Source organism: Streptomyces sp. NPDC005551 (genome assembly GCF_042871785.1).
Taxonomy (GTDB): Bacteria; Actinomycetota; Actinomycetes; order Streptomycetales; family Streptomycetaceae; genus Streptomyces.
In genome coordinates this window covers 123,359-144,814 of record NZ_JBIAJE010000015.1, presented here as the reverse complement: position 1 = coordinate 144,814, position 21,456 = coordinate 123,359, and the positions used below count along the sequence as shown (strand labels likewise).

Sequence of the window (21,456 nt, the reverse complement as noted above, 5' to 3'; positions counted from 1 at the left end):
GTGGACGAACGGGGATCGAAGGGGTAGCCCGGCCCGGTCCGGGTACCCGCCCTTCCTCAGGCGCGAGAGGAGGCGGGACACCGTGACCGGGACCATGAACAGCAGGCCCGTGCGGGACGAACACGGGAATCAGTCGGTGGGCGAACTCGTCGGCCAGGCCACCGAACAGCTTTCCCAGCTCGTACGGCAGGAGCTGCACCTCGCGAAGGAGGAGCTGGCCGAGAAGGGCCGGCGCGCGGGGCGGGGCGGCGGGATGATCGGAGCGGCGGGCGCCGTCGGATACGTCGGGCTGATGGCCCTGGCCGGTACCGGCGTGGCCGCGCTCTCCCTGGTGCTGCCCGTGTGGGCCGCGGCGCTCATCGTGACCGCGGTGCTCCTCGCGATCGCCGCCGTACTGGCGGTGATGGGCCGGGGGCAGCTGCGCCAGGCCACACCGCCCACCCCCGAAAAGGCGCTCGACAGCGTCAAGGCCGATGTCGACGAGATCAAGGAAAGGGCGCATCGATGACGAACGACAACACCGGCGCGGACGCCGCGAAGGCGGCCGGAGCGCAGGTCCCCGCCGTGCAGCCGGGCGCCGGCGGGGCCGGGACGCCGGGCGCGAAGCCCGGTTCGGACGCCGCGGAGTCGGTGGGCGCCAAGGGCCCCGACGAGTTGCGGCGGCAGATCGAGGAGACCAGGAGCCAGCTCGGCGACACCGTCGAGGAGCTGGCCGCGAAGGCGGACGTCAAAGCCCGCGCGCGAGCCCGCGCCGCCGACCTCAAGGACCGGGCGGGCGCCATGACGGTCCAGATGAAGGGCTCGGCCGGCCAGGCGGGCCAGATCGTGCAGGGCAAGGCCGTCCAGGCCGGGCACGTCGTGCAGGAGAACCTGCCGGAACCCGTGAAGAACGCCGCCAGCACGGTCGTCCAGGCCGGACGGCGGAACCCCGTGCCGCTCCTGATCGGCGCGGGCATGATTCTCGCGGCGCTGCTGCTGCGGCGCCACAACCACCACTGACACGACGGAGCCGGCGGCACGCCTGACGCCCGCCGGTTCCGGGGCACCCTGGCGAAGCGCCGGTGCCGGTGACGATTCACCGGCGTCGGCGCTTTCCCGCGTGCGGGGCCGGGGTCGGCGGGCGTCAGGCCCCGGCCGCTCCGCGGGGGCGCGCGGCAGTGGTGGGCGGCAGCCGCCGGGCGGACGGCCGGCCACCGCCGAGCGGGCCCGCGGCAGAAAGACGAGCGGCGGGGCCGGATCGGGCCCGCCGCTCGTGGTGTCGCGGTTCGTGTTGTCGCTGTTCGTGGTGTCGTTCGCTCGTGGTGCCGCGGTTGGTCTGCCGACCGCTCGTCGTCCGGTGACTCGGGGTGTCGGCCGCCCGTCGTGTCGGCCGGGCGCGTCAGCTCGTCCTGCCGCCCTGCGCCGCCCGGGCCCGGGCCTCACGCAGCGCCCGCAGCCGCGGCGGCCACTTGCGGGTGTCCCGCGGCTCGACGTACAGCTCCTCCGTGGCAGGCTGCCCGCCGGTGATGGCCCGCTGGCGTGCCAGTTCCGCGTCGAACTCCAGCCCCAGCAGGATCGCCAGATTGGTCAGCCAGAGCCACACCAGGAAGATGACGGCGCCCGCCAGAGTGCCGTACGTCTTGTTGTACGAGCCGAAGTTGGCGGCGTAGAGGGCGAATCCGGCGGAGGCGGCCAGCCAGACCAGCGTGGCGACGACGCTGCCGGGACTCACCCAACGGAAGCCGCGGCCGCGGACATTGGGAGCGGCCCAGTACAACAGGGCGATCATCAGGACCACCAGCACCAGCAGCACGGGCCACTTCGCGATGGACCAGAGGGTGATCGCCGCGTGGCCGAGCCCGACGGCCGTGCCCGCGCGTTCGGCCAGCGGCCCGGTGAACACGACGATGGTGGCGCTCGCCGCGAGCATCACCATCAGGGCGACGGTCAGGATCAGCCGCAGCGGGGTGAGCTTCCAGACCGGACGGCCCTCCGGAAGGTCGTACACCGCGTTCGAGGTGCGGATGAACGCGGCGACGTAACCCGACGCGGACCACAGGGCGAACAGCAGGCCGACGATCGCGAGCACGCTCCCCGTGCCGCCGCTGTCACCGAGTTGCAGCACCGCGTCGTGCAGGATGTCGCGGGCCGGACCGGGCGCCAGGTCACCCACGTTGGCCAGCAGTCTGTCCGTGGTGCGCTGTCCGGCCACGCCCAGCAGGGACACCAGTACCAGCAGCGCGGGGAACATCGACAGCACGCCGTAGTAGGTCAAGGCGGCGGCGCGGTCGGAGAGTTCGTCGTCCGTGAACTCCTTCGCCGTGCGCCGCACCACCGCCCACCAGGAGCCCGCGCTCAACTCGGAGGGGCTGTCCTTCGCGGTCAGCCCCTCCGTCCCCGATTCCGGTCGCTTCTCGTCCATGACCTCACGTGTCTCCCGAAACGGCGGGGTGAAGCCGTTCCGGGAACCGAATCTCGTCCGAGGCCCCCGGGGGCCGTCCGGCCGGGTCGGCGAACGCCGCCTGGGGGCTACGGCCTGAAGCGCAGCACCTGCGGGTCGTGATCGCTGATCTGGTCCGAGAACTCCGCGTTGATGTGCACGCTGTCGTACTCGAAGTCGCAGCCCCTGCGGATCGACGGGCTGATCAGGATCTGGTCCAGGACCTGGCTGTTGCCCTGGTAGTCGTAGGTGTAACGCTCGCTCTTCGGCAGCGACTTGATCGCCGACCAGAGTTCGCCATCACCCTCCAGCAGCTTCGCGGTCCCGGAGAACTCGAAGTCGTTGATGTCGCCGAGGGTGACGACGTCGGCGTTCTTCTGCGTCGTCAGGATGTCCTTGACGAAGGAGTTCACCGCGGTCGCCTGGAGGTGGCGCTGGGTCTCCGAGCTGCGCACCGGCGGCTGGAACTGCCCGTGCAGCGACTGGTCGCCGCCCTTCGACGCGAAGTGGTTGGCGATCACGAAGACCGTCCTGCCGCGGAAGGCGAACTCGCCCGCGAGCGGCTTGCGGCTGTTCTTCCAGGCTTCGCCGGCCGGGTCGATCCGGCCGGGAGAGACGGTCAGCGCCGCCTTTCCGTGCTCCTTCGTGACGCCGACGGCCGTCGTCGCGTCACCGCCGGCGCGGTCGGTGAAGGAGACCCGCTCCGGGTTGAAGAGGAACACCTGACGGATGTTGCCGCCCGGCTCGCCGCCGTCCGCGAGGTCGACCGGGTCGATGGAGCGCCACTCGTAGGCGGGGCCGCCCGCCGCCACGATGGCGTCGACCAGCTTCTGCATCGTCCGGTCGGCGGCGACCGTGCCGTCGTTCGTCGCGCCGTTGTTGTCCTGGATCTCCTCCAGCGACACGATGTCGGGCGACTGGAGGTGCTGCACGATCGCGGACGCGTGGGCGTCGAACGTCGCGTCGCCCGGGTCCAGGTTCTCGACGTTGTACGTCGCGACGGCCAGTTCCCTGCGGCCCTGCTTCTCGGTCGTCTCCCGCTCCAGACCGCCCTTGTCCAGGGTGCCGAGCCGGCCGGCGACGAGGGTGTAGCCGCCGAACTGGTTGTAGTCGAGCGGGCCCGCGGTGGTGCCCGTCAGCTCGTCGCCCACGTTCGCGGTGGGGAAGTCGGCGGCGGCGCCGAGGGACTGGATCTGCAGGCGTCCGGTGTTCTGCGAGGTGTACGAGCCGTAGACCGTGCCGCCGCGGCGGTCGGCGTGCTCGCGCGGCTTCACCGTGACCCACAGCTCGGCGTACGGGTCGGTGGCGGTGACCACGCGCACGTCGGAGACCTGGACGCTCATGCCCTCCAGCGACTCGTAGTAGTCCAGCGCGTACGTCGCCGGTTCCAGCGTCAGACCGTTGACCGAGCCGCCCGCCGCGGTGTCACCGGGGGCGGTGTACGTGTCCGGGACCGACTCGGCGTCGACGACCGTCGCGGCCGGGACCGCGTGGCCGCCGGAGACCACGGTCACCGTCGGCTTGGTGATCTCCGTCAGCGACTGGTTGCCGGTGGAGGCGCCGCCCGGCACGTACTCCGAGACGGTGCCGGTGACCGTGACCGAGTCGCCGACGGCGGCCTTCGGGGCGGAGCCGGTGAAGACGAACACGCCCTCACTGGTGGCCGGGTCGTCGTCCGCGTCCGGGTCCTGGATCCAGAACCCCTTCGACGAACCGTAGGTCCGTACGCCCGTGACGATGCCGGTCACGTCCGTGACCTTCTGGCCCGCGTACGGGGATATACGGGTGCTGCCCTGGATGTCGTGGATGTGGACGGTGTCCGCGTGGGCGGGTGCGGTGAGCACCACGGCGGAGACGGTGGAACAGACCGCGGCGACGGTCAGCGCGGCGATGCGCGCGGTTCTCCTGCTCGGCAAGGGAATCCCTCCGGGGACGTACGTGAGCGCCGGGACGAGGGTGGAAAGGTGACGGGAGCGCGACCTGCGTGCGAGCCGGTGACGCGCGGAGAAGCAGCTGGGCGGGTGCCCGTTCGACTTCTACGCGCGTCAATCTCGTGCGTGGCCGGGGGAGTTGTCAAGGTTTCGGTGGTGTACGACTCCTGACAGGGACATGAACCGGGCGGCATGGGTCCAAATCCGTCTAGGCTGAGCCGCTGAGGCGGTGGGGGGGGGGGGGGGGGGGGGGGCCCCCCCCCCCCCCCCCCCCCCCCCCCCCCCCCCCCCACCGCCCTGTTCTGTCCGTTCTGCCCGCCCCGCCGTGCCCGGCCCGTCCCCCTCGTCCGTCCGTCCCGCCCGTCCGGAGTGCCCGCCGGTGGCGCCCGTCCCGCTCGCCCGCCCGACCGCTCACGGCCCCCTGTGGTGCCCGCCGGTTCCGCTCCGCCCGTGCCCGTCGTCCGTCCGTTCTTCCGCCTGTACGCCGTAACCCCCCGCCTGTCCTGCTTGTCCGGAGGAGATTCAGCCGATGTCAGACAGCTCCCCCCTGCCGCCCGTGCGGCTGTCGTCCGAAGCGGAGCTGGCGCGGGACGCGCTCGCCACCCCGCTGCTCTCCCGCGCCGCGCGGCTCGCCCGCTGGGCCGGGCCGGACACACGAGTGGGCGCGGGCGGTGAACTCGTCGAGGAGCAGCTCCCGGGGGCGGCCGGCGAGCTCGGTCTCACCGGGGACGAGGCGGTGGCCCTCGCGAGCGAGGCCTGGCGGGTGGCCGTGGACGCCGGCCTTGTCGAGGTCGTGGACGAGGAGGAGGGCACCGTCGCCGCGGGCGCCGACCTCGGACAGCTCACGGCAGGCGCGCCCCACGACGTGCTCGGCGTCTGGCTCGCCGCCCTGGAGACGGTGCTGGCCGACGCGAGCGTGCCGGACCTGGACGACCTGGTCGGCGCGATGGACGAGAACGGCACGGTCGACTTCTCCCGACTCGACTGGGACCCCGAGGCGGAGGCCGAGTTCCTCGACGGCGTGCTCGGCAACCTCTACCTGCTGACCGTCGGTGGGGAGGGCCCCGGCGACAGCCCGGTGCCGCTGCCGGCGCTGGCCGCGTCGATGATCGTCCCCGACGACATGGTCGAGCCCACGAACGACGTGCTGGAGCAGGTGTCGGACGCGATGATGCGGCTCGACGACCAGTTCCGCCTCCTCGAACCGATCGGGCTCGTCGAGTTCCAGCCCGTCGACGAGGCGCTGATGGCGGACGCCGACGAGGAACCGGCGACGGTGGACGAGACGGACGTCTCGCGCTACGGGATGGTGCGGCTGACCCCGCTCGGGCTGTACGGGCTGCGGGCCCGGCTGCTGGAGTCCGGGATCGAGGCGCCCGCGGTCGGTGACCTCGCGGACAAGGGGGCCGACGCGCTGCTGGACGGCACGTCCGCGTTTCCCGCGGCGGCCGCCCAGGCCGAGACCGAGCAGTGGCTCGCCCGGCGGGAGGCGCTCGCCGCGGCCAGGGAACTCCTGGCGGCGGCCCGGGGCACCGACGCGGGCGCACCACTGCGCCGGCTGCGCTGCCAGCAGGCCCTGTCGCTCGTGGGGTCCGGGGCGGAGCCCGCCCTGCGTGAGGTGCTCGACGACGCGGAACTCGGAGGGCTGGCACGGGTCTGGCTCACGGAGCGCGGTGCGGCCGACGTGCCGGCGCCCTCCGAGTCGATGGTGTTCTGGCTGACCATCGACACCCTGGCCGCGCAGCTCGCGGCCGAAGGCAACTCCGACGAGCTGCAGGGTCTCGTGGAGGGCCTCGCCCGGCAGCACGGCGGCTTCTTCGCGACGGCGTGGCGGGTCGACCACCCGGCCACGCCGGACGTCCTGGAGGCGATGGGGCGGCTGCACCCGGACCGGAAGGTGGCCAAGGAGGCCCGCAAGGCGGCGTTCAAGGCACGGTCGCAGCAGGGGGGTTGAGGCCGGCCGGGGGCGGACCGCCGCGGAGTGACCCGCGCGGTCCGTCCGGCAGGAAGACGCCGCCGAGTCGGCCGTGGCCCCCTTCGGGCGTCCGCCCGCGTCCGGTCAGCGCGGCTCACGGATGCTGTCGATGATGCGGGTCCAGTTGTCGCCCCCGTGTCCGTTCTCGATCACGCGCTGGTAATGGGCCTGCACGGCCAGCGGGAGAGCCGGGTCGAGGCCGAGTGACCTGCTGGTCTCGACGATGTGGTCGGCCGTCGCGCCCATCATGGTGACCGTGCTGAGGTCGCCGGGATGCTCTCCGGCGTCCAGCGCGGTGCCGGGGTGCTCCTCGCCTGCCCTCAGGACGGCGCCGATCGAGTCGGCGGAGGAGAGCAACTCGGGCAGCGCCTCCCCGGCCCTCATCCCCGCGGTGCCCAGCATCGCGGTGGCGTGCATGAGAGCGGACAAGGTGGTCAGGAACACCGTGAGTTGGGCCTGGTACATCATCTGGGCGAGGCCCGGGTCCTCGCCCAGATACCGCGGCGTCCCGAGCAGTTCCAAGGCCGGCAGGTGGCTTTTCAGCACCTCGTCGGGGCCGCTGTAGTAGACGTGGGCGGCCTCCGTGCCGACCATCGGCGCGGGGACCATGACACCTCCGGTGAGGAAGGCGGCGCCGTGGCCCGCCGCCCAGGCCGCCGCACCGCGTGAGCGGTCGGGAGTGTCGGAGCTCAGATTGACCAGCGTCCGCCCGGCGAGCGACGCGGTGGCGCCGTCCAGGATGCCGTACATCGCCTGGTAGTCGGTGAGGCTGAGGATCACCAGGTCGCTCGCCTCGACCGCCTCGCCCGGAGTCGCCGCGAGCGTCGCCCCGTCGGCGACGACGCCGTCGGCCCGGCCGGCGGTGCGGTTCCAGACGGTGACCGGGTGGCCGGCCGCGAGGAGGGTGCGGGTCATGGCCCGGCCCATCGGGCCGAGCCCGAGCACGGTGACCGCGCTGTTCTGCGGATGGGTGTGGTTCCGTCGTTCGTTCACCCCGCCATGCTCGAAGAAGGCCGCCCTTCCCGGAAGTACCTACTATTTCCTGCGGTACTCACCTTTTCGTAAGGGGGATCAGCGATGACCAGGGCACCGAGACGCGGGCCGTACATCTGCGGCATCGACGCCGCGCTGGACGTGGTGAGCGGCAAGTGGAAGGGGCTGATCCTGTGGGAACTCGACGCCCACGGCGTACGCCGCTTCGCCCAGCTCCGCCGCGGTCTGCCGGGAGTGAGCGAGAAGATGCTGACGCAGCACCTGCGGGAGATGGAGGAGGACGGCCTCGTGCACCGCGAGGTGTATGCCGAGGTGCCGCCGCGGGTGGAGTACTCCCTGACCGAACACGGGCGCACGCTCAACCAGGCACTCGTGCCGCTCGGTGCCTGGGGAAGTGAGCGGATGCGCCGCGAGGATCAGCAGACGGACGATGCGGCCGGGACCCCGCCCGGATAGGCGCCCCGGCCGCGTCGGCCGCCGGTGGCCGGTGGATTCACGCAAGGGGGACCCCTGAAGTCGGGCCGTGTTCAACTCTCGTTCAGGCACGGGCGGGACGGTGGCGCCACAACGAGGCCGCCACCCCCCGCACGCAGTCCCACTCCACCGTCACAGGAGACAGCATGTCGCTCACCCGCAGGGACTTCGCCAGACGATCCGCGCTCACCGGCGCCGGTGTCGCCCTGGCCGGCAGCGTCGGCGCCCTCGCCACCGCGCCGAACGCCCTCGCGTCCACCGACACCGAGCAGGGCGACGAGTCGGCGGACCGGCACGGGGGTGTCGGCTACGGACCGCTGATCCCCGACCCCGACGGCCTGCTCGCCCTGCCCGCCGGCTTCAAGTACCGCGTCATCACCTACAGCGGCAGGACCAAGCTGGAGTCCGGCGAGTTCACCCCCTCCAACCACGACGGCACGGCCACCTTCGACGGGCCGCGCGGCGCCACCCTGCTGGTCAACAACCACGAGCTGGGCGGCGCCCGGTCCAAGTGGCAGTACCCCGTCCCGCTCACCGAGGGCCTGGTCTACGACCCGGCGGCGTCCGGCGGCTGCACGGTCGTCGAGGTGCGCCACGACAAGGTCGCCGAATGGGTCGGCATCGCCGGTACCGCCACCAACTGCGCGGGCGGCAGCACTCCTTGGGGCACCTGGCTCACCTGTGAGGAGACCGAGGACAGGGCCGGCCAGAACGGCATGACCAAGGACCACGGCTACGTCTTCGAGGTCGACCCCGAGGACCGCCGCCGCAACCGCGACCCCAAGCCCGTCAAGGCCCTTGGCCGCTACGCCCACGAAGCGGTCGTCGTCGACCCGAGGCGCGGCCGTCTCTACCTCACCGAGGACGCCTCGAACCCGAACGGTCTCCTGTACCGCTGGACCCCGCCGCAGGGCTTCGAGCACGGCCACGGCCGGCTGCGCGCCCTCGCCGACGACGCCGGCACGCTCCAGGCGTTCAAGTGCTTCGACTCCGGCGGCCAGTTCGTCGACGACCTCTCGCGTGCCACCCGGATCGGCACCGTCTACGGCGTGGACTGGGTGGACGTCCCGGACCGCGACGCGAAGACCGTGTCCGTGCGCAAGCAGTTCGGCGCGGGCCAGGTCACCCGGGCCCGCAAGCTCGAAGGCATGTGGTGGGGCGACGGCGGCGTCTACATCGTCTCCTCGTTCGCCCGCGCGGAGAGCCCCGTCCAGCACGACGGCCAGGTCTGGTTCTACGACCCCAAGCGCCGCACCATGACCCTCAAGGTGCTCTTCGGCGTCAACACCGCCCCCGCCGAGGACGGCGCCTTCGACGGCCCCGACAACATCACCGTCTCCCCGTACGGCGGACTCGTCATCGCCGAGGACGGCGAGGGCGTCCAGCACCTGTTCGGCGCCACCGACAGCGGCCGCACGTATCCGATCGCGCGCAACGAGCTGAACATCGGCACCGAAGAGGCGCCGGAATACAGCGAATTCACCGGCGTCACGTTCTCACCCGACGGCCGGACCCTGTTCGCCAACATTCAGACGCCGGGCATCATGCTGGCCGTCACCGGCCCCTGGAAGCGCCAGAAGCGCGGCTGAAGTCCCGCCGGAAGCCGGTGATTTAATTCGTTGGCCGGTGCCGCGGCCGCCCTCCTAGAGTGATGCCTGTCCAGGTGCGAAGGCAGGACCTACTTCCACTCATAATGGGGCGGCCACGGGTTCGAATCCCGTCACCGGTACAACGCGCCGGTGTAGCTCAGGGGCAGAGCACCTACGTCGGTTCCGCCGACCTGAACTCTGGACACCACAACTTCATGCACCTCCCGGTGCGCGGGCCGCGGCTCCTTCTCTCCAACAGAACCCTGCCGCCGCCGACTTGATCTCGGGAGGCGCAGCTCATGGTGGGTGCCCGGTGCGCAGGCAACGGTTACTTCATTCGGATCGGACGGCTGCGGGTTCGAATCCCGTCATCGGCCCAGGGTCGAGGTAGCTCAATCGGTGGAGCATCCGGCAAAGTCCGTCGCCGACCCCTGATCTCGGGCACCCTCCATTCGCTGCGCCTCCCTCCGGAAAGGCGACGTCACCGTCGCCGACGAATTCGGGGGAATTCATCATGGCGCGATTCAACCTCAGGACCGCAAAGCCCGCGGGCACGTCGCGGGTCACCTCGACCGGGCGCGTCCTTCGCACCTACGAGGGCGGCCGTGGCCGGGAGCGCGACACGCGCTCCGAACTCTTCCTGCTGGCGACAGCGAACCTCGTCTCGCAGAACACCTTCTACGAGTCCGGCGCCGACCGGGACGACCGGTTCGCCGCGCTGGTGCGCACACTCGCCGTCGAGGACCCGTCGTGGACGGCGGGACTGCTCGGCTGGCTGCGCGGGGAGGGCGGTCTCCGTACGGCCTCCCTCGTGGGCGCCGCCGAGTACGTGAAGGCACGGCTGGACGCCGGTGCCACCGAAGGCCCCGCCAACCGCGAGGTCGTCGCCTCCGTCCTGCGGCGCCCGGACGAGCCCGGTGAGCTGCTCGCGTACTGGACCTCGCGCCACGGTCGCAACGTGCCCAAGCCCGTCAAGCGCGGAGTCGCCGACGCCGTACGGCGTCTGTACCACGGCAGGTCGCTGCTGAAGTACGACACCGCGTCCAAGGGGTACCGCTTCGGCGACATCCTCAACCTGGTGCACGCGGCGCCGGACCCGGACAAGCCGTGGCAGGGCGACCTGTTCCGGTACGCCCTCGACCGGCGCCACAACCCCGACACCGCCGTCCCGCCCGCGTCGAACCGGGTGCTCGTCGCACACCGCGAGCTGATGGCGCTGCCGCTCGGTGAGCGGCGGGCCGTGGTGACGGCGCCCGACGGTGCCGAGCGGCTCGCGGCGGCCGGGCTGACGTGGGAGGCGCTGGCGGGATGGCTGCAGGGGCCGATGGACAGGGCGGCCTGGGAGGCCGTGATCCCGTCCATGGGCGCGATGGCCCTCGTGCGCAACCTGCGCAACTTCGACGAGGCCGGGATCGGGGACGAGGTGGCGGCGCGGGTCGCCGCGAGGATCAGCGACCCGGCGGAGGTGGCGCGCTCGCGCCAGTTCCCCTTCCGCTACCTCGCCGCGTACCGGCACGCGCCGTCGCTGCGCTGGTCGTACCCGCTGGAGCAGGCGCTCGCCCACTCGCTGGCCAACGTGCCGGCGCTGGGCGGACGGACGCTCGTCCTCGTCGACCGGTCCGGCTCGATGTTCCACTCCCGGCTCTCGGAGCGGTCCGAGCTCAACCGGGCCGACGCGGCCGCGGTCTTCGGCACGGCGCTCGCGCTGCGGGCGGCGGACGCGGACCTCGTCGAGTTCGGGACGTCGAGCAACCGAGTGCCGTTCCGCAGGGGCGAGTCGGTGCTGAAGGTGCTGGACCGCTTCGGCGACCTCGGCGGCACCGACACGGTCGAGGCGGTGCGCCGGCACTACCGCGGGCACGACCGGGTGCTGATCGTGACCGACGAGCAGGCCATGTACAGCCACTACGGCGACCCGACCCAGCAGGTCCCGGCCGATGTCCCCGTCTACACGTGGAACCTGGCGGGCTACCGTCCGGGGCACGGCCCCTCGGGAAACGCGAACCGGCACACCTTCGGGGGACTCTCGGACGCGGCCTTCCGGATGGTGCCGCTGCTGGAGGGAGCGCGGGACGCCGAGTGGCCGTGGGCCGCCTGAGCTCACTGGACCAGCGCTACTGCGCGGGCACGTGAGCCGGGGGCCGCCTCCGTCCAGGGGTGGCTAGGATGCGGAGAGGGTCCCCGGTTGGCGAGGAGCGGCGGAATGGCACAGGTGGGCGCGGGTGCGGCCAAGCCGATGCGGGCCGACGCCCGGCGGAACCACGAGCGGTTGCGCAGGGAGGCCGCGGTCGCTTTCGCCGAGCACGGGGCGGGTGCGTCGCTGGACGACATCGCCAGGCGGGCGGGGGTCGGGTCCGGCACGCTGTACCGGCATTTCCCCACGCGGCAGGCGTTGTTGGAGGCGGTGTACGTCGACCGCGTCGAGGCCATCGCGGCGCGGGCGGACGAGATCGCGGGGGAGCTGCCGCCGGGCGAGGCGCTGGTGGAGTGGCTGTACGAGCTGGGCGAGGGCATGATCCAGGTCCGCGGGCTGAAGGCGCTGCTGGGGCCGGCTGTCGCGGGCGGGAGTGCCGCGGTGCTCAGTACGTGCGGGGACTCGGTGAAGGGGGCGGCCGGGCGGCTGGTGGGCGCGGCTCAGCGGGAGGGGACGCTGCGGGGGGACGTGGAGCCGGTCGAGGTGCTGCGGCTGGTGCACGGGGTGGTGACGGCGTCGGAGCTGGGGAGCGGTGGGGGGACGTGCATCCGGCGGTATCTGTCGCTGCTGACGGAGGGGTTGCGGGGGCCGGGGTAGGCCTTGCCGGCCGGGGTGCGGGGCGGGATTCCTTGCCGCCCCGGGGTCGGCTCGGGTCGGTGCGTCCGCGTCCGCGTCGGCCGGGGCGGGGCGCCCGCGCTCCGGTGGGTGGGTCGGGCCGCGCCGGTGGGTGGGGCGCCCACGCTGCGGTGGCGGGTCGGGGCCGCGCCGGTACATCCGCCCGTTGCAGGTCGGGCGTGCACCTTGGTCACAGGGGTGGACCGGCGTCTCCTGCCCGACCTGCAACGGGCATCTGATGTACCGGCACGGCCCCTCAGGCGGGAGGGCGGGTGCCGGCCGTACCGATTGCGGTGCGGGCAACCGGCCGGGGACGGTGGGCGCGGGCGGCGTCCTGTCGGCGCCGGGCTCCCCGCCCGCCCCGGCGACCGCTGACGCGTCGAGGGGCTGGTGCGCAGGGGGCCCGGCGCTTCGGGGCTACAGTGCGCCGGCGGCCGGTTTGACCATGCCGCGGACCGTGCGGGACTTGACGAAGTCGCCCAGCGCCGTCATCTCCCACTCGCCGGAGAACTGCTTGATCAGCTTGGCCATCATGACGCCGGTCTGGGCCTCGGCGTTGGTGAGGTCGAAGCGGACCAGCTCCTCGCCGGAGGCAGCGTCGATCAGGCGGCAGTAGGCCTTGGCGACCTCGGTGAACTTCTGGCCGGAGAAGGAGTTGACCGTGAAGACGAGCCCGGTGACCTCCTGGGGGAGCCGGCCGAGGTCGACGACGATCACCTCGTCGTCACCGCCGCCCTCGCCCGTGAGATTGTCGCCGGAGTGCTTGATCGCGCCGTTCACGATGGAGAGCTTGCCGAAGTAGCAGCTGTCGATGTGGTTGCGCTGCGGTCCGTACGCGATGACCGAGGCGTCCAGGTCGATGTCCTTGCCGCGGAACGCGGGCTCCCAGCCGAGGCCCATCTTGACCTGGGACAGGAGCGGGCGGCCGCCCTTGACCAGGGACACCGTCTGGTTCTTCTGGAGGCTCACCCGGCCCTTGTCGAGGTTGATCTTCCCGGAGGAGGGGGCGGCGGGCGCGCCGGCGGGCGGTGCGGCCGGGACGGGCGGGGCCGCCACGGGCTGCGCCGGGGGTGCGGCCGGGGCGGCGGCGGGCGCCGGCTCCTCGACCGTCACGCCGAAGTCCGTGGCGATGCCGGCCAGGCCGTTCGCATAGCCCTGGCCGACCGCGCGGGCCTTCCAGGCGCCGTTGCGCAGGTAGATCTCGACGATCACCAGGGCCGTCTCCGTGCCCAGCCGGGGCGGGGTGAAGGACGCCAGGACGGAGTTGTCGTCCGCGCTGCGGATGGTGGCCGTGGGCTCGACGCCCTGGAAGGTCTGGCCCGCGGCGTCGGGGCTCGCCGTGACGACGATCTTCTCGATGCCCGGGGGGACCGCGGCCGTGTCGACCGTGATCGCGTCCGGTGCCGAACCCCCGCCGGAGCGGTAGGTGACACCGGGGCCCGCGGGCTGGTTGTAGAAGATGAAGTCGTCGTCGGAGCGCACCTTGCCGTCGGCGGTGAGCAGCAGGCCCGAAACGTCGAGCCGCACGGGAGCGGCGACGTCCACCGTCACGCGGGTGACGGGGAGAGGGATGTTCGAGCCGGGGGTCATGACTGTCATGCCGGGTGAACGACCGACACCGCTTTACCGTTCCCTTACCCGACGGCCAATCGGGTCATCGTCGGTTGCGGGGGTGGCCGCGGGCCGTGCGTTCGTTGCCGTGCCGGTAGTTCCCGGTCCAGCGGGCCATGACGAGCTGGGGGTCCCCGGCCGCGATCTCGGCCAGGAACCGCCCGGCCCGGCCGCCCCGCAGCGTGCCCGCGGGGCGGTGGCGATGCGTGATCACGACCGTGCCGTCCGCGTGCTCCTCGTACCGGAATCCCTGGGGTGGTGGCATGGCCGGATGCTAGAGGCCCGGCCATGACCGGGGACAGCGAATTACGGGGTCACGACGATCTTGCGGCCCACGCCCGCGGCGAACTGCTCCAGGGCCTGCGGGTAGCTCGTCAGCGGCAGCCGGTCGCTGATGAAGACGTCCGGGTCGAGGACACCGTTCGCGAAGAGCTCGGCCGCCCGCTCGAAGCTGTGCAGGACGGCCATGGAGCCGGTGATGGTGATCTCCTGGTTGTAGATGCGGTACGGGTCGATGGTGACGCGGGTCGCGTAGTCGGCGACGCCGAACTGGAGGAAGGTCCCGGCCTTGGCCACCCGGTCCAGGCCGTCCTGGATCGCGGCGCCGTTGCCGGTGGCGTCGACGACCACGTCCCAGCCCTGGGGGCGGTCCAGCTCGTCGGCGCTGGTGGCCGACGCGGAGACGCCGAGCAGCTGGGCGGTGGACAGCCGCTGCCGGTTGAGGTCCACCACGTCCACGCTCGCCGCGCCCGTGCGCTTGGCCAGCTCCAGCATCATCAGGCCCATCGTGCCCGAGCCGTAGATCAGGACGTGGGCGCCGAGGCGGGAGTTGAGGACGTCGTAGCCGCGGACCGCGCACGACAGGGGTTCGACGAGGGCCGCGTCCTGGGTGCGGACGTGCTCGGGGAGCTTCACGCAGTTCGCGACGGGCGCCACCGCGTACTGGGCGGCGCCGCCCGCGGTGGTGACGCCGATGGCGGCCCAGCGTTCGCAGAGGTTGTTGTGGCCGTTGCGGCACTGGCGGCATTCGTAGCAGTAGAGGGAGGGGTCCACGGCCACCCGGTCGCCGATGGCCAGTTCGGTGACGCCGGTGCCGACACCGACCACCTCGCCCGCGAACTCGTGTCCCGGCACGATCGGCAGCTTCGGCGCGAACTCGCCCTGGAGGATGTGCAGATCGGTGCCGCACAGACCGCAGGCCGCGACCTCGACGACGACCTCGCGGGGCCCTGGCGTCGGGTCCGGGACCTCGGCGACGACGGCCTTGCCCACGGACTCGATGACGGCGGCCTTCATTTCACGGCTCCCAGTGACAGGCCCTGGACCAGCTTGTCCTGGGCGGCGAACCCCGCGGCGAGCACCGGCAGGGAGATGACGAGCGACGCGGCGCACACCTTCGCCAGGAACAGGCCCTGGCTGGTGATGAAGCCGGTCAGGAAGACGGGCGCCGTCTCGGCCACCACTCCGGTGAGCACCCGGGCGAAGAGCAGCTCGTTCCAGCTGAAGATGAAGCAGATCAGCGCGGTCGCCGCGATGCCGGGGGCGGCGATCGGGGCCACGATGCGGGTGAGGACCGTCGGCAGCCGGGCGCCGTCGATCCGCGCGGCCTCGATGACCGCGACAGGGACCTCGGCGAGGAAGGACTGCATCATCCACACCGCGATCGGCAGGTTCATGGAGGTGTAGAGGATGACGAGGAGCCAGATGTTGTCGAGCAGGCCGGTGTTCTTCGCGAACAGGTAGATCGGCAGGAGGCCCGCGACGACCGGGAGCATCTTCGTGGAGAGGAAGAAGAACAGGACGTCCGTCCACTTCCTCACCGGCCGGATGGACAGCGCGTACGCGGCGGGCAGCGCCAGCAGCAGCACGCACAGTGTGGAGACGACGGACGCCACCGTGGAGTTGATCAGGGACGGCCAGGGGCTCGCGCCGCCGCCGGAGCCGAAGAACTCGCGGTAGCCGTCGAGGGTGAGGGAGGCGGCGAACGACGGCGGGTTCGTCGCCGCGTCCGATTCGGAGTGGAAGGACGTCAGGGCCATCCAGGCGACGGGCAGGAAGAAGACCAGGCCGGCCAGCCAGGCGAGCAGGCCGAGGCCCGCGCCGCGGGTGCGGCGGCTGCGTACGGGTGCGGCGGTGGCGCTCATGCGCGGGACGCCTCCTCGCTGAACAGGGACGACACCACGCGCAGGGCGAAGGTCGCGATGATGATCGAGCCGATGACGACGAGGACGCCCGCGGCGGAGGCGAGGCCGTTCTCGTGGGCCTGGTAGAAGCTCTGGTAGACGGTGTAGGGCAGGTTCGCGGTGCCGAGGCCGCCCGAGGTGATGGTGAAGACGGCGTCGAAGTTCTGCACGATGTAGATCGAGCCCAGCAGGGCGCCGAGTTCCAGATAGCGGCGCAAGTGGGGGAGGGTCAGGTGGCGGAAGACCTGCCACTCGCTCGCGCCGTCGACGCGGGCCGCCTCGACCTGCTCGTGGGAGCGGCTCTGCAGCCCGGCCAGCAGGATCAGCATCATGAACGGCGTCCACTGCCAGATCAGTGAGGCCTCGACCGCCAGCAGCGGAGTATTGGAAATCCAGTCGGGCTGGGGGCCGCCCACATAGTGCAGGAGCCCGTTGAAGAGGCCGTACTCCGGGTTGTAGAGCACATGCTTCCAGAGGAGCGCCGCGGCCACCGGGACCACCAGGAACGGGGCGATGAGGAGCGTGCGGACCAGGCCCCGGCCCCGGAACCTGCGGTCCATGAGCAGGGCGAGGCCGAGCCCCACGAGCAGGCTGACGATGACCACGGTGGCGGTCAGCAGGATCGTGGTGAGGACCGACTTGCGCAGGTCCGGGTCGGTGAGGACGTCCGCGTAGTTGGCGAAGCCGGTGAAGTGCCGGGCGTTCGGATAGAGGGAGTTCCAGTCGAAGAAGGAGATCACCAGCGTGGCCACGAAGGGCAGCTGGGTCACGGCGATCATGAAGATCAGGGCGGGGAGCAGGGGAGCCCGGGTGGCCCAGGCGCGCAGCCGGCCGGAGGGCTCGCGGGTGGTGCGCGCGGGAGCGGTGGCGATCGGGGCTGTCGTCGTGGCGGTCATCGTCCCTCGTACTCCTCGGAGATCTGCTCGGCCAGCCGCTGGGACTTCTTCAGGGCCGACTCGACGGACTGGCGTCCGGCGACGGCCGCGCTGATCTCCTGCGAGACCTTGGTGCCGAGATCGGTGAACTCGGGGATGCCGACGAACTGGATGCCGGGAGCGGGGCGCGGCTGCACCCCCGGGTCGCGGGGCCGGGCGCCCTCGATGGCCGCCCGTGTCATGTCCTGGAAGGCGGCCGCCTCCTTGCGGTACGCGGCGTTCGTGTACGTCGAGGCGCGCTTCCCCGCCGGGACGTCGGACCAGCCGACCTTGTCCCCGACGAGCTGCTCGTACTCCTTGCCCGACGCCCAGGAGACGAACTTCCAGGCCTTGTCCGGGTTGTGGGAGGCCTTCTGCATGCCCCAGGCCCAGGTGTAGAGCCAGCCGGAGCTCTCCGTCTTCTCGACCGGCGCCGGCGCGTAGCCGATCTTGCCCTTGACCGGGGACTTGGCCGACTCCAGCGATCCGGCGGCGGAGGTGGCGTCGTACCACATGGCCGTCTTGCCCTGGGTGAGGTTGTTGAGGCACTCGGCGAAGCCGGACTGGGCTGCGCCGGACTCGCCGTGCTCGCGGACCAGGTCGACATAGAACTTCGTCGCCTTCACGAATTCGGGGGAGTCCAGCCGGGCCTGCCAGTCCTGGTCGAACCAGGTCCCGCCGAAGGTGTTCACGACGGTCGTCAGCGGCGCCATGATCTCGCCCCAGCCGGGCAGTCCCCGCAGGCAGATGCCCCGCATGCCGGACTCCGCGCCGTCCACCTTCGTGGCGAGGTCCGCGACCTGTCGCCAGGTCGGGTGCGCGGGCATCTTCAGGCCCTTCGCGGCGAACACGTCCTTGCGGTACATCAGGAACGACGACTCGCCGTAGAAGGGCTGCCCGTAGAGCTTGCCGTCGTCGGCGGTCAGGGACTGCCGCATGGGTTTCAGCACGTCCTTCTCGTCGTACGCCGGGTCCTCGCGGACGTACGAGTCCATCTCGTGCAGCCAGCCGTTCCTGGCGTAGATCGGTATCTCGTAGTTGCTCAGGGTGGCGACGTCGTACTGGCCGGCCTGGTTGGCGAAGTCCTGGCTGATCTTGTCGCGGACGTCGTTCTCGGGAAGGACGGTGAAGTTCACCCTGATGCCGGTCTCCTTGGTGAAGTGGGCGGCGGTGAGCTTCTGCAGTTCGACCATCTGGGGGTTGTTGACCATCAGGACGTTGATGGAGTCGCCGCCGGAACCGGCTCCGCCCGCCCCGGCCCAGCAGCCGGAGAGCAGCGGGGCGAGCAGCGTCCCTGCGGCGGCCGCGGCGAGCGCGCGCGGCCTCCGTCGGCTCTGGGTTCGCATCGATCGCTCCTGGACGTAGGGGAGTTACGGGGAGTCAAGGGATGGCAGTGGGCATGGCGGGGCCCTGCACGGCGCGTCGGGTGCGGTGAGCGGGGCCGGGGGAGCGGGATCGGTCAGACGCGGATGACCTGCGGGCCCTGAAGCGAGTAGCGGTGGGCCTCGGAGGAGGGGAGCAGGGTGCTGGTGACGATCGCCTCCAGCGCGCTGACGTCGGCGAACCGGCAGAAGCTGACCGCTCCGAACTTGGTGTGCACGCCCGCGAAGACGGTGCGCCGGGAGGCCCGGATCGCCTGTGCCTTGACCTCGCTGACCGCCGGGTCGGGTGTGGTCAGGCCCCGTTCGCGGGAGATGCCGTTGGCGCCGATGAACGCCAGGTCGATGACGAAGCCGGCGAGCATCTTCGTCGTCCAGTGGTCCACGGTGGCGAGCGTGCCGGGGCGGACCCGGCCGCCGAGCAGCAGGACGGTCGTGTTGTCGGCCTCGGCGAGGGCGCCCGCCGTGGCCAGCGAGGCGGTGACCACGGTCAGCGGCCGGTCCCGGGGCAGCGCCTCGGCGATCAGCTGCGGGGTGAATCCCTCGTCGACGAAGACCGTCTCGGCGTCCCCGACCAGTTCGGCGGCCGCGGCGGCGATACGGCGCTTCTCGGGGACGTGGCTGGTGGTGCGGAAGGCGAGCGTCGTCTCGAAGCCGGCGCTCTCCACGGGATAGGCGCCGCCGTGGGTGCGCCGCACCAGACCGTGGTCCTCCAGGGTGCGCAGATCACGCCGGACTGTCTCCTTGGCGACGCCCAGTTCGGCGGCGAGCGTGGTGACGTCCACCGCGCCGGTGCGGCGCGCGGCCCGGACGATCTCGCGCTGACGTTCTTCCGCGGTCATGGCGGTCATTGCTCCCTGCTGGACTGCCCGTTCGGGCCCGGTGAGGCCCACGTGGGAAGTTCTACACAGGGTTCTGGCCAGTGACCAGGCCTGTTGCCTGCCCGATGACGCCCGGCTGTGCCCGTTTCACGGGCGGGTTGGCCGGGCCGGACCTGCGACGGAGCCCGGAGAGGGGTGGATTCGGGCAGTCGCCGTGCCCGGACGCCGGGGCGGGCGGGCCCGTTAGGTGCCCGCCCGCCGCTGCTGCGCTCCGGTCATCCGGTCAGTGCGGCCAGATCGGCGGGTCGGTGACGAAGTGGCCGCCCAGGTACGCGTGGTCCGGGTTGTCCGGGTCGAGCTCGCCCTGCTCGGCGACGAGCTTGCCGGCGTACGGCTCGGAGTCGTCCTGCGGTTCGTAGCCCAGCGCCCGCGCGCTAGTGAGGTCCCACCACAGGCGGGTGTTGGCGGACGAGCCGTAGACGACGGTGTGCCCGACGTCCTCCGCGGTCAGGGCGGCGTGGAAGAGGCGGGCGCCGTCCGCGGGGCTCATCCACACGGAGAGCATGCGGACGCTGGTGGGCTCGGCGAAGCAGGAGCCGATGCGCACGGAGACCGTCTCCAGGCCGTGCTTGTCCCAGTAGAACTGGGCGAGGTCCTCGCCGAAGGACTTGGAGAGGCCGTAGAAGGTGTCGGGGCGGCGGGGGGTGTCGACGGGGATCAGCTCGCCGGGGGCGAACGGCGCCTCGCCCAGCGGTCGCGGGGTGAAGCCCACCGCGTGGTTGGAGGAGGCGAAGACGATGCGGCGGACCCCTTCCTCGAGGGCGGCCTCGTACAGGTTGTAGGTGCCCTCGATGTTCGCCTTGACGATCTTGTCGAAGGAGGCTTCCAGGGAGATGCCCGCGAGGTGGATGATCGCGTCGACGCCCCGTACCGCCTCGCGCAGGGCCACCCGGTCCGAGAGGTCCGCGGTGATCGCGCCCGGTTCGCCGTCCACGGGGAGCACGTCGAGGAGTCGCAGCTCGTATCCGTACCGCGGCAGCAGTTCCCGCATGAGGGTGCCGAGTCCGCCGGCGGCGCCGGTGAGCAGAACGGTTCGCGGAGCGGGCATCCTCGGATCTCCTTGGGTCGGCAGCCGCAACATACGTATGCGTGTACGACATTCACATTCATGGACACGCTAGGGATCCGCGGCGCCCCGCGTCAAGTGTCGCGCGGCGGCGGCAGATCCGTCGCTGTGTCGCGGGTTTGCGCGCTTGACCGGCCCCGAGGTCGCGGCTTAGCGTGGTCGCGTTCAGAAATATAGACGTGGATCAGAGACGTGCACTGTGTGGTGTGTGCGTGAGCGCCGGGGACGGCGTGGCGCGCCGGGCGCCGTGCCTGTTCAGGGAGAGCCCGTGACGCCAGCCCCGCTCGCCGCCCGACTGCGTGCCCCCAGCGGCCCGTTGTTCTTCCCCGTCACCGCGTACGGCCCCGACGGCTCCGTCGACCTGGACGTCTACCGCGAGCATGTCCGCCGCGGCGTCGAGGGTGGTGCCGCGGCGGTCTTCGCCTGCTGCGGCACGGGAGAGTTCCACGCGCTCACCCCCGAGGAGTTCGAGGCGTGCGTGCGGGCGGCCGTCGAGGCGGCGGGGGGACGGGTGCCGGTCGTCGCCGGTGCCGGGTACGGGACCGCGCTCGCCGTCCGCTTCGCCCGGCTCGCCGAGGCGGCCGGCGCGGACGGACTGCTCGCCATGCCGCCGTACCTCGTCGTCGCAGGACAGGAGGGCCTGCTGCGGCACTACCGGGAACTCGCCGCCGCGACCGCTCTCGACGTCGTCGTCTACCAGCGCGACAACGCCGTGTTCACGCCCGGGACCGTCGTCGAACTGGCCCGTACCGAAGGGATCATCGGCTTCAAGGACGGGCTCGGCGACCTGGACCTGATGCAGCGCACCGTGAGCGCGGTGCGCTGCGAGGTGCCTGGGGACTTCCTGTACTTCAACGGGCTGCCCACCGCCGAACTCACCGGACTCGCCTACCGCGGCATCGGCATCACCCTGTACTCCTCCGCCGTGTTCTGCTTCGCCCCGGAGATCGCGCTCGCCTTCCACACGGCGCTGAACTCCGGCGACGACACCATCGCCAACCGCCTGCTCGACGGGTTCTACCGGCCCTTCGTCGACCTGCGCGCCCTCGGCCGCGGGTACGCCGTCTCCCTCGTCAAGGCGGGGGTGCGCCTGCGGGGGCTCGACGTGGGAGAGGTCCGGCCGCCGCTGCACGAGCCGCCCGAGGAGCACGTCAAACAGCTCGCCCAGCTGATCGACCGGGGCCACGCGCTGATCGAGGAGGGCCGGTGAACGGGCCGGACGGCCGGACGCG

General features: G+C 71.8%; 19 protein-coding genes. 8 read left to right on the top strand and 11 right to left on the bottom strand.

Annotated elements, in window-relative coordinates:
- The first annotated feature begins 82 nt into the window (after positions 1-82).
- Positions 83-508: a phage holin family protein gene (locus ACFYP4_RS32515; protein ID WP_358853869.1), complete on the top strand. Its 426-nt coding sequence runs from the start codon at positions 83-85 to the stop codon at positions 506-508.
- Positions 505-999, top strand: a complete 495-nt coding sequence (locus ACFYP4_RS32510) for a DUF3618 domain-containing protein (protein WP_358853868.1) — start codon at positions 505-507, stop codon at positions 997-999. The genes ACFYP4_RS32515 and ACFYP4_RS32510 overlap by 4 nt, the downstream gene beginning before the upstream one ends.
- Before the next feature lie 379 nt (positions 1,000-1,378).
- Here the strand turns inward: ACFYP4_RS32510 and ACFYP4_RS32505 are convergent, their stop codons facing one another.
- Positions 1,379-2,401, bottom strand: coding sequence for a YihY/virulence factor BrkB family protein (locus ACFYP4_RS32505; RefSeq protein WP_358853867.1), 1,023 nt, complete (start codon positions 2,399-2,401; stop codon positions 1,379-1,381).
- Between the two features lie 107 nt (positions 2,402-2,508).
- On the bottom strand, positions 2,509-4,335 hold the full coding sequence (locus ACFYP4_RS32500; RefSeq protein WP_388790351.1) for an endonuclease/exonuclease/phosphatase family protein: 1,827 nt from the start codon (positions 4,333-4,335) through the stop codon (positions 2,509-2,511).
- A gap of 544 nt (positions 4,336-4,879) precedes the next feature.
- Between ACFYP4_RS32500 and ACFYP4_RS32495 the strand changes: the two genes are divergently transcribed.
- Positions 4,880-6,304: a hypothetical protein gene (locus ACFYP4_RS32495; RefSeq protein WP_358853865.1), complete on the top strand. Its 1,425-nt coding sequence runs from the start codon at positions 4,880-4,882 to the stop codon at positions 6,302-6,304.
- Between the two features lie 105 nt (positions 6,305-6,409).
- On the opposite strand, the gene ACFYP4_RS32490 is transcribed toward ACFYP4_RS32495, so the two are convergent.
- Positions 6,410-7,318: an NAD(P)-binding domain-containing protein gene (locus ACFYP4_RS32490; protein ID WP_358853864.1), complete on the bottom strand. Its 909-nt coding sequence runs from the start codon at positions 7,316-7,318 to the stop codon at positions 6,410-6,412.
- A gap of 84 nt (positions 7,319-7,402) precedes the next feature.
- Here ACFYP4_RS32490 and ACFYP4_RS32485 point away from each other — a divergent pair, with 84 nt between their 5' ends.
- The 4 genes from ACFYP4_RS32485 to ACFYP4_RS32470 all read left to right on the top strand — a co-directional run bounded on the left by ACFYP4_RS32485 (position 7,403) and on the right by ACFYP4_RS32470 (position 12,172).
- Positions 7,403-7,774 (top strand): helix-turn-helix domain-containing protein, encoded by a 372-nt coding sequence (locus tag ACFYP4_RS32485; RefSeq protein ID WP_358853863.1) that lies wholly within the window; start codon positions 7,403-7,405, stop codon positions 7,772-7,774.
- Positions 7,775-7,938: 164 nt separating this feature from the next.
- Positions 7,939-9,381, top strand: coding sequence for an alkaline phosphatase PhoX (locus tag ACFYP4_RS32480; RefSeq protein WP_358853862.1), 1,443 nt, complete (start codon positions 7,939-7,941; stop codon positions 9,379-9,381).
- A gap of 514 nt (positions 9,382-9,895) precedes the next feature.
- Positions 9,896-11,479 (top strand): TROVE domain-containing protein, encoded by a 1,584-nt coding sequence (locus tag ACFYP4_RS32475; RefSeq protein WP_388790346.1) that lies wholly within the window; start codon positions 9,896-9,898, stop codon positions 11,477-11,479.
- 105 nt (positions 11,480-11,584) lie between these two features.
- Positions 11,585-12,172, top strand: a complete 588-nt coding sequence (locus ACFYP4_RS32470) for a TetR/AcrR family transcriptional regulator (RefSeq protein WP_358853860.1) — start codon at positions 11,585-11,587, stop codon at positions 12,170-12,172.
- Positions 12,173-12,607: 435 nt separating this feature from the next.
- Here the strand turns inward: ACFYP4_RS32470 and ACFYP4_RS32465 are convergent, their stop codons facing one another.
- From ACFYP4_RS32465 to ACFYP4_RS32430, 8 genes are all read right to left on the bottom strand, one after another.
- A complete protein-coding gene (locus ACFYP4_RS32465) occupies positions 12,608-13,780 on the bottom strand; it encodes a TerD family protein (RefSeq protein ID WP_388790390.1) in 1,173 nt (390 codons plus the stop codon).
- A gap of 64 nt (positions 13,781-13,844) precedes the next feature.
- Entirely contained in the window at positions 13,845-14,066 is a 222-nt protein-coding gene (locus ACFYP4_RS32460) for a hypothetical protein (RefSeq protein WP_388790343.1), read from the bottom strand.
- Positions 14,067-14,107: 41 nt separating this feature from the next.
- On the bottom strand, positions 14,108-15,097 hold the full coding sequence (locus ACFYP4_RS32455; RefSeq protein WP_358853858.1) for a zinc-dependent alcohol dehydrogenase family protein: 990 nt from the start codon (positions 15,095-15,097) through the stop codon (positions 14,108-14,110).
- A complete protein-coding gene (locus ACFYP4_RS32450; protein ID WP_358853857.1) occupies positions 15,094-15,945 on the bottom strand; it encodes a carbohydrate ABC transporter permease in 852 nt (283 codons plus the stop codon). Before ACFYP4_RS32450 ends, ACFYP4_RS32455 begins: the two co-directional genes overlap by 4 nt.
- Positions 15,942-16,880, bottom strand: a complete 939-nt coding sequence (locus tag ACFYP4_RS32445) for a sugar ABC transporter permease (protein ID WP_358853856.1) — start codon at positions 16,878-16,880, stop codon at positions 15,942-15,944. Before ACFYP4_RS32445 ends, ACFYP4_RS32450 begins: the two co-directional genes overlap by 4 nt.
- Complete coding sequence (locus ACFYP4_RS32440; protein ID WP_388790338.1) at positions 16,877-18,244, bottom strand: ABC transporter substrate-binding protein; 1,368 nt, start codon at positions 18,242-18,244, stop codon at positions 16,877-16,879. Before ACFYP4_RS32440 ends, ACFYP4_RS32445 begins: the two co-directional genes overlap by 4 nt.
- Positions 18,245-18,357: 113 nt before the next feature.
- Entirely contained in the window at positions 18,358-19,128 is a 771-nt protein-coding gene (locus tag ACFYP4_RS32435) for a DeoR/GlpR family DNA-binding transcription regulator (RefSeq protein WP_358853854.1), read from the bottom strand.
- A 253-nt stretch (positions 19,129-19,381) separates the two neighbouring features.
- The gene (locus ACFYP4_RS32430; RefSeq protein ID WP_358853853.1) at positions 19,382-20,206 is read right to left on the bottom strand and encodes an NAD(P)-dependent oxidoreductase; all 825 of its coding nucleotides are present in this window, start codon (positions 20,204-20,206) and stop codon (positions 19,382-19,384) included.
- Positions 20,207-20,492: 286 nt separating this feature from the next.
- Here ACFYP4_RS32430 and ACFYP4_RS32425 point away from each other — a divergent pair, with 286 nt between their 5' ends.
- Positions 20,493-21,434: a 5-dehydro-4-deoxyglucarate dehydratase gene (locus tag ACFYP4_RS32425; RefSeq protein ID WP_388790333.1), complete on the top strand. Its 942-nt coding sequence runs from the start codon at positions 20,493-20,495 to the stop codon at positions 21,432-21,434.
- Positions 21,435-21,456 lie beyond the last annotated feature (22 nt).

What these genes read in the sequence shown, in the direction of transcription:
- ACFYP4_RS32510 (WP_358853868.1), top strand. Translation starts at nt 505, where the DNA reads ATGACGAACGACAACACCGGCGCGGACGCCGCGAAGGCGGCCGGAGCG.
- ACFYP4_RS32505 (WP_358853867.1), bottom strand. Translation starts at nt 2,401, where the DNA reads ATGGACGAGAAGCGACCGGAATCGGGGACGGAGGGGCTGACCGCGAAG.
- ACFYP4_RS32495 (WP_358853865.1), top strand. Translation starts at nt 4,880, where the DNA reads ATGTCAGACAGCTCCCCCCTGCCGCCCGTGCGGCTGTCGTCCGAAGCG.
- ACFYP4_RS32485 (WP_358853863.1), top strand. Translation starts at nt 7,403, where the DNA reads ATGACCAGGGCACCGAGACGCGGGCCGTACATCTGCGGCATCGACGCC.
- ACFYP4_RS32480 (WP_358853862.1), top strand. Translation starts at nt 7,939, where the DNA reads ATGTCGCTCACCCGCAGGGACTTCGCCAGACGATCCGCGCTCACCGGC.
- ACFYP4_RS32475 (WP_388790346.1), top strand. Translation starts at nt 9,896, where the DNA reads ATGGCGCGATTCAACCTCAGGACCGCAAAGCCCGCGGGCACGTCGCGG.
- ACFYP4_RS32470 (WP_358853860.1), top strand. Translation starts at nt 11,585, where the DNA reads ATGGCACAGGTGGGCGCGGGTGCGGCCAAGCCGATGCGGGCCGACGCC.
- ACFYP4_RS32465 (WP_388790390.1), bottom strand. Translation starts at nt 13,780, where the DNA reads ATGACCCCCGGCTCGAACATCCCTCTCCCCGTCACCCGCGTGACGGTG.
- ACFYP4_RS32460 (WP_388790343.1), bottom strand. Translation starts at nt 14,066, where the DNA reads ATGCCACCACCCCAGGGATTCCGGTACGAGGAGCACGCGGACGGCACG.
- ACFYP4_RS32455 (WP_358853858.1), bottom strand. Translation starts at nt 15,097, where the DNA reads ATGAAGGCCGCCGTCATCGAGTCCGTGGGCAAGGCCGTCGTCGCCGAG.
- ACFYP4_RS32450 (WP_358853857.1), bottom strand. Translation starts at nt 15,945, where the DNA reads ATGAGCGCCACCGCCGCACCCGTACGCAGCCGCCGCACCCGCGGCGCG.
- ACFYP4_RS32445 (WP_358853856.1), bottom strand. Translation starts at nt 16,880, where the DNA reads ATGACCGCCACGACGACAGCCCCGATCGCCACCGCTCCCGCGCGCACC.
- ACFYP4_RS32440 (WP_388790338.1), bottom strand. Translation starts at nt 18,244, where the DNA reads ATGCGAACCCAGAGCCGACGGAGGCCGCGCGCGCTCGCCGCGGCCGCC.
- ACFYP4_RS32435 (WP_358853854.1), bottom strand. Translation starts at nt 19,128, where the DNA reads ATGACCGCCATGACCGCGGAAGAACGTCAGCGCGAGATCGTCCGGGCC.
- ACFYP4_RS32430 (WP_358853853.1), bottom strand. Translation starts at nt 20,206, where the DNA reads ATGCCCGCTCCGCGAACCGTTCTGCTCACCGGCGCCGCCGGCGGACTC.